Genomic DNA, 5,905 nt, shown 5'->3' on the forward strand with positions numbered 1-5,905 from the left:
CGCGTTTAGCCGCTCGCGCAGCATCTGTTCCTCGTTCATCGCCGTGCCCGCTTTCCCTCGTCGGTCAGCACCCCGCGCAGGGCGACGATGCCCCTGGCGCACTGGCTCTTCACGTTGCCGGTGGAGCAGCCCAGCACCTCGGCGGTCGCCTCGACGGACAGGTCGTTGAAGTAGCGCAGCACGATGACCGCGCGCTGCCCCTTGGGGAGGCTGCGAATTGCACTCAGCAGCTCGTCGCGCTGCTCGACGTCCGGGGCGCGTGCGGCCGGCAGATCGGGTAGGCGGTCGCCGAGCAGCATCCGCGACCACCGGCGTCGTCGCTCGTCGAGATAGCGCCGCACCAGGATGCGGTTGAGGTAGGCGTCCACGTTGTCGGCGCCGGACGCGCGTCTCCAATGGAGGTAGAGCGAAATCGCGGCGGCCTGAACGATGTCGTCGGCTTGGTGGGGGTCGCCGCACAACAGGTAGGCCGTGCGATGCAGCCGGGGCAGCCGCGCCGAGACGAACTCGACGTAGTCCCGTTCATGGTCTGGCCGCATCCTGCTCCTTAGCGGGTGGAAGCATCTGTCGTACGTATGTCGCGGCGACGGGGAAGCCAGGTTGCACCGGCCACCGGCAATGTTCGTACGGACTGTCCACCCTGGGCCGTGCCCCGGCTGAGCCGAGGCACGGTCGTACTTCAGAGCAAACGCAGCTGGACGACCAGCGCGACGACGATCAGACCCAGCGCGACGGCCAAGAGGGATGCCAGGCGAAGAGCGGGCCGGACCATCGTCCAGAAGCTGCCGATGATGTTCTTGAGCGCCTCAAGGGCGAATGCCATCAGCATGATGGCCACCGCGAGCGCGATGGCGGTGAGCATGTCGTCCGGCAGCGCGGCCTGCGCCGAGGCCGAAACGAAGTCTTCATGTACGGATGCCGGAAGGGGGTTTAACGTAAGCATGTGGCAGGCCTTCCTTGGCCAGAGGAATCTGTGCACGTGGCGCTCCCGGGGGTCCAGCCCGGGGGCGCTTTCTTTCTTCGCAACCCGCATGCGCGTGGATCTCGACGTGTGAGCACGTCGTGTGGGTGGGCCGCGGCTGTGCGGAAGTGAGGCGGTCATCGACATGGCGTCACCCCTGACCTCTGAGGCGCTTGTTCAGCGCTTCATCCAGCCTCAGCTTAAACTTCAGCTATGAGCTGAAGTAGAGCACGGGCAACATATTCACGTGACACTCATGTCATTCATCTACTCAATGACAGCCGTGTAATTCGCTGGCTGGCGGCGACGGGGCACGATGACTGAAGTTCCGCTGAAGCGCGTCGCTAGAGCTGCTTGAACAAGATGTCGTACTTCTCGCCGCCGGCGCTCAAGCCAACCAGTTCGACCCCATACCCAAGAGTTTCGTAGAGGCTGCGGGCCCGAGTATTCGACACGTCGACGCCGAACAGAACCGCCTTCGCACCGCGCCGACGCAGAAGATTCTCCGCGTAAAGCATCAAGTCGGTGCCAATGCCTTTGCAGCGATGCGGTTCGTCCACCTGCATCCGATACAAGATCGGCACCTTCGGCCTCAGCCTCTTGATGTCCCGCTCGTCCGCATCCATCCACGAGACGATGACCGATCCGACGACGACCTTGTCCACGGTAGCGACCACGACCCGGTACTTGCGAGGGTCCTTCAACCGATTCCTGAGATGCTGTTCTTCGGAACCCAGGCTCGCGCGTAGGGCTTTGACCTCCCTCGGGCGGGCTCCTCGGACGCGATGCTGCACGGCGCATATCAAACACCATTCTCTCGACTGCTGGGACGTCGGCCTCCGCCGTTCACTCGTCCCGGCTAACACTTCGCCGACGTGAAAAGTGGGCTGAACAGGCAATTCTTGTCCCAGCATAAGCACGGCCAAGCCCGGCACAAGCTTCATCCGACACGCCGGGCCGCCGAGACCCGTCATGTCCATCGGCGCGATGCGACCTCCGAAACTACGGACGTGGCTCCAGATTCCTGTGGAACCTCCGAAGTTGCAGTGGAAGCGCTGGGATCGATGCGCGGCTGTCCGCGAACGTGACCGCACCCATCGCCGCCATCACCGAGCCAAACACTGCGCGTGCACAGCCAATCGACGCACGGTAATGTCCTGGTATCACTGGGAAATCCGGTGAAGTCCAGCGCAGGGCCGGTAACCGCCTGGACCATGGAGGGAACTTATCGGTGTCGAGCCCGTCCCCGCTTGCGAAGAAGCTCCGCGACCTGCGGCATGCTGCCGGGCTGACCCAAGGCGCCCTGGGGCCGGCCTTGGGGGTAAGCACCTCGACAATTTCGTCATGGGAGACCGGAACTGCGCCGGCTGAGCACCGTCTGGACGACTACGCCCGGCTGTTTGCCACCATTCGCGATGGACGGGCTCCGCTTGATCGACCGGGCCGGCATGGAGCCTGGCGAACAGCGGCAGTATGACGAGCTACACGCCAGTTTGGTGGCCGCCAACCAGAACGCCGACAGTCCCCTCCGCTTCGGGGCGGGAGAACCGATCACGGTCGTGTGTTCTGAGGTACCGGCCGGCAGGCGAGCGGCTTTCGGCAATCTCGATGCCGCGAGTGGCAATCGCATCAACGCCTACAAGTTCGCGGACCTGGATTCGTTGATCGCCCTTCTGCCGAGCGTGGGTGCACATAACCCCGCAAGCCACATCACGGTCGGCATCCCGAGCGAGCTGACACAGACAGACCTCGCGGCCCACCTCGTGCTACTGGGCGGAGTTGACTGGAACCCGGTGGCAGCGGCCATTCTGAGTCGCCTCGACGGCATCTCCATTCGCCAGCTGGAGCGGCCGACCGACGACGACGCCGGCGGGTTCGTGGTGGAGAGGGACGGAGATCGGCGGACGTTCACTCCCCGCCTCGTTCGCGACGCCGGGAGCCGGGCTCTGATGGAAGATGTTGCACTCGTTCTGCGTGCGCCGAACCCTTACAACCGGCAACGCACGCTGACCATGTTCAACGGCTCGTTCAACCACGGCACCTTGGGCGTCGTCAAGTCCATGGCAGATCCCGAGTTCCATCGGCGCAATGCTGCCTACGTGGCGCGTCGCTTCGCCGGTGTCGACACCTACGGCATCGTATGCCGGGTCGAGATGGTCGCGGATCAGGTGGTCATTCCGGACTGGACGCTGGACGCGACCCGCTTGCACGAGTGGCCCGACTCGAAACCCTGATGTCTTCAGCACAACTTCAGTCGTAAGCTGAACTTCCGCCGACATCACGAGTTCGCATGGGAGCCGTGGCGCTCATTTACTCCGCCTCTGTATAGCAATAACCTCTAGCGATCTATCCTCGGGCGGTGTCCTGAACTTCACTGAAGGGAGTGGGTTCGATGCCGAGCGTGACGCCGTTGGCCAAGCAACTGAAGGCGCTCCGCACCGGGGCCGGGTTGACGCAGCTCGCGCTCAGTAAAGCGCTGGGAGTGAGTGTTCCGCTCATCTCGTCCTGGGAGAAGGACACGATCCCTCCGGACAGCCGGCTCGACGAGATCGCCCGGGTGTTCAGCGCCGACTGGACCGGAAAGCCCCAGCTCAAGGACGTCGACGACCTGGGCCCGGCAGAGCAGGCCGCCTACGAGGGGCTCCGCACCGAGCTTTTCGACCTGCGGCAGCCCGAGCCGGCCGGTCCTCCGATCGTCCAGAACCCGCTCAAGTTCGGGGCCGGGGAAGCGATCACGATCGTCTGCTCCAAGGCAACGGACAGCAAGCGGCTGGAAATCGGCGACGTGGAGCTGGACGACGCCAACTACATCGACTCCTATAAATACGGCGACCTGGACGCGTTGATCGAGCTTTTGCCCGCCGTGGTGGCCCTCAATCCCATCAGCCCGATCGCCGTCGGAACCGCGGACGAGCTGTCCGCGGCCGACCTCAACGACCACCTGATCGCGCTCGGCGGCGTCGACCTGAACAGCGTCACCGCAGCCTTGATGGCCTACTTCGACCACGTGCCGGTGAAGCAACATCACCGGCGCAACGCCGACGATATCGGCAGCTTCGACGTTGGCCTGCCCAACGGAAAACGACGCGTCCTCAGGCCCAAAGTCAGCCGGGAGGGCGAAAGGACCATCCTGCGGGAGGACGTCGCCCACTTCTTGCGGGCTCCGAATCCCTACAATCGCCGACGCACGCTCACCATCTTCAACGGGATGTTCAGCCGTGGTAGCTACGGAGTGGTCCGGGCACTGACCGATCCGAAGATCCGGGAACGGAACGCCGCCTACGCCGCCGAGAGGCTGAACTCGGCGGACACCTACAGCTTGGTGTGTCGAGTGCGGATCATCGCCAAAGAGGTTGTCGTACCCGACTGGACCGTCGCGGAGGATCGCCTGCACGAGTGGCCGGAGGAGGTCGCTTGAGCGCCACCACGGAGCCGAGCGACGGCACGCCCGGCAGTCCGCACCGGCCCACGCACCGCCGGCTCCTCCACTCCCGGCCGCATGCACCGGCCGGCGACGCGGACGTCGATGCCACCATCGTGCCCGCCGGACGGCATGCCTCACAGCTCGAGCAGGCCGTCGAGCTCGCCGCAAAGCTCGACACGCCTCTGGTGGCCCTGTGCAGCCGGGAAGCGGCGGCACACGACGTCGGCCGCCGATGGGCGAATGACGCAGCCGTCGTGGCCGTCGACCTCCGCGGCCGGATTCGGCTGCCGAAGCTGTCCACCTCCGCGATCATCAACCGCACACCGTTTGCACGGGACTCGGACACCGCCGTCAAACGCAACGTCGGGCTGGCGTTGACCCGCATGCTCCAGTGGGACCGCGTCCTGTTCCTCGACGATGACATCGAGGGAGTGCAGCCGGATCAGACCCGCCGGGCGGCCGGCCTGCTGGACGACTTCGAGATCGTCGGCCTGATGAACAACGGGTTCCCCGACAACTCCGTCGTCTGTCACGCCAACCGTGACACCGGCGCCTACCAGAGCACCTTCATCGGCGCCGGGGCCATGCTGTTCCGCGGGTCCAGGTCGCAGTCGCTCTTCCCGGACATCTACAACGAGGACTGGTTCTTCGTCCTCGACGACGACACGATCTCGCCGTGTGCGGTCGACGGGCAATTCGCTCAGCGGCCGTTCGATCCGTACAAGAATCCCGGCCGGGCGGGCTCCGAGGAGTTCGGGGACTGCCTGGCCGAGGGTATCTACGCCCTGCTGGACAGCGGCCGAAGCATCCACGAGGCGGATCGACACTTCTGGGAAGAGTTTCTGACCGCCCGACGCGACCTGATCGGTGCCATCCTCCGACGTCTACCGGCCACAGAGATCTCGTATTTCAGGCGCCAGCAGATCAAGGAGTGCCTGCTCGCCGCGCTGGCGAACCTCGAGCTGATCACCGCTGAGCTGTGCACGATCTACCTGAAGGCTTGGCGGGACGACTGCGAACGCTGGCGCGCCTGGGTGACCGACCTACCGAGATACGACGACATCGACGACGCCCTAGCGCATCTGGGGCTCTATCGCTGATCTCGATGCAGGTCGAGGATCAGGTCGACCACCAGGGCGGTCCAGCCCGTCTGGTGCCATGCGCCCAAGCCGGCCCCGTTATCACCGTGGAAATACTCCGGGAAGACGATCAGGTCCTTCCAGTCCGGATGATTCTGGAAGAGCTCCTGCGCCCCGTAGATCGGCCTGCGCCCCCACGAATCCGGCACGAACAGCGACACCAACCGCCGCGACAGGTCGTCCGCCACCTCGGACAGCGGCACCTTCACCGCGGAACCCGTCGGATACTCCACCTTCAGGTCGTCGCCGTAGAACGCCGCGAACTCCCGCAACGCCTCGATCAGCAGATAGTTCGTCGGCATCCACACCGGACCGCGCCAATTCGAGTTGCCGCCGAACAACCCGCTGGTGGATTCGGCCGGTTCGTACCCGACCGTGAAT

The 5,905-nt window shown here is 64.7% G+C and carries 7 protein-coding genes and 1 pseudogene; 4 read left to right on the forward strand and 4 right to left on the reverse strand.

Going from position 1 to position 5,905, the window contains the following annotated elements:
* Positions 1-35: 35 nt before the first annotated feature.
* The 3 genes from AB0M20_RS22820 to AB0M20_RS22830 form a co-directional block, all read right to left on the reverse strand.
* On the reverse strand, positions 36-539 hold the full coding sequence (locus tag AB0M20_RS22820; RefSeq protein ID WP_364301229.1) for a SigE family RNA polymerase sigma factor: 504 nt from the start codon (positions 537-539) through the stop codon (positions 36-38).
* Positions 540-679: 140 nt separating this feature from the next.
* The gene (locus AB0M20_RS22825) at positions 680-1,033 is read right to left on the reverse strand and encodes a hypothetical protein (protein ID WP_364301231.1); all 354 of its coding nucleotides are present in this window, start codon (positions 1,031-1,033) and stop codon (positions 680-682) included.
* Between the two features lie 272 nt (positions 1,034-1,305).
* A complete protein-coding gene (locus AB0M20_RS22830; RefSeq protein ID WP_364301233.1) occupies positions 1,306-1,941 on the reverse strand; it encodes a GNAT family N-acetyltransferase in 636 nt (211 codons plus the stop codon).
* Between the two features lie 251 nt (positions 1,942-2,192).
* Between AB0M20_RS22830 and AB0M20_RS22835 the strand changes: the two genes are divergently transcribed.
* The 4 genes from AB0M20_RS22835 (at position 2,193) to AB0M20_RS22850 (ending at position 5,485) form a co-directional block, all read left to right on the forward strand.
* Positions 2,193-2,438, forward strand: a complete 246-nt coding sequence (locus tag AB0M20_RS22835; RefSeq protein ID WP_364301235.1) for a helix-turn-helix transcriptional regulator — start codon at positions 2,193-2,195, stop codon at positions 2,436-2,438.
* Positions 2,377-3,195, forward strand: coding sequence for a hypothetical protein (locus AB0M20_RS22840; protein WP_364301241.1), 819 nt, complete (start codon positions 2,377-2,379; stop codon positions 3,193-3,195). Before AB0M20_RS22835 ends, AB0M20_RS22840 begins: the two co-directional genes overlap by 62 nt.
* A gap of 158 nt (positions 3,196-3,353) precedes the next feature.
* The gene (locus tag AB0M20_RS22845) at positions 3,354-4,379 is read left to right on the forward strand and encodes a helix-turn-helix transcriptional regulator (RefSeq protein ID WP_364301237.1); all 1,026 of its coding nucleotides are present in this window, start codon (positions 3,354-3,356) and stop codon (positions 4,377-4,379) included.
* Positions 4,376-5,485, forward strand: a complete 1,110-nt coding sequence (locus tag AB0M20_RS22850; RefSeq protein WP_364301239.1) for a hypothetical protein — start codon at positions 4,376-4,378, stop codon at positions 5,483-5,485. The genes AB0M20_RS22845 and AB0M20_RS22850 overlap by 4 nt, the downstream gene beginning before the upstream one ends.
* On the opposite strand, the pseudogene AB0M20_RS22855 reads toward AB0M20_RS22850, so the two are convergent.
* A pseudogene (locus tag AB0M20_RS22855) lies at positions 5,476-5,905 on the reverse strand (glucosidase); the annotation flags it as partial. The gene AB0M20_RS22850 and the pseudogene AB0M20_RS22855 overlap by 10 nt on opposite strands.

Origin of the sequence: Actinoplanes sp. NPDC051633, assembly GCF_040681735.1 — a bacterium.
Classification (GTDB): domain Bacteria; phylum Actinomycetota; class Actinomycetes; order Mycobacteriales; family Micromonosporaceae; genus Actinoplanes.

Coding starts and splice junctions, on each gene's coding strand:
- AB0M20_RS22840 (WP_364301241.1), top strand. CDS start 2,377: ATGGACGGGCTCCGCTTGATCGACCGGGCCGGCATGGAGCCTGGCGAA.
- AB0M20_RS22825 (WP_364301231.1), bottom strand. CDS start 1,033: ATGCGGGTTGCGAAGAAAGAAAGCGCCCCCGGGCTGGACCCCCGGGAG.
- AB0M20_RS22830 (WP_364301233.1), bottom strand. CDS start 1,941: ATGGACATGACGGGTCTCGGCGGCCCGGCGTGTCGGATGAAGCTTGTG.
- AB0M20_RS22820 (WP_364301229.1), bottom strand. CDS start 539: ATGCGGCCAGACCATGAACGGGACTACGTCGAGTTCGTCTCGGCGCGG.
- AB0M20_RS22845 (WP_364301237.1), top strand. CDS start 3,354: ATGCCGAGCGTGACGCCGTTGGCCAAGCAACTGAAGGCGCTCCGCACC.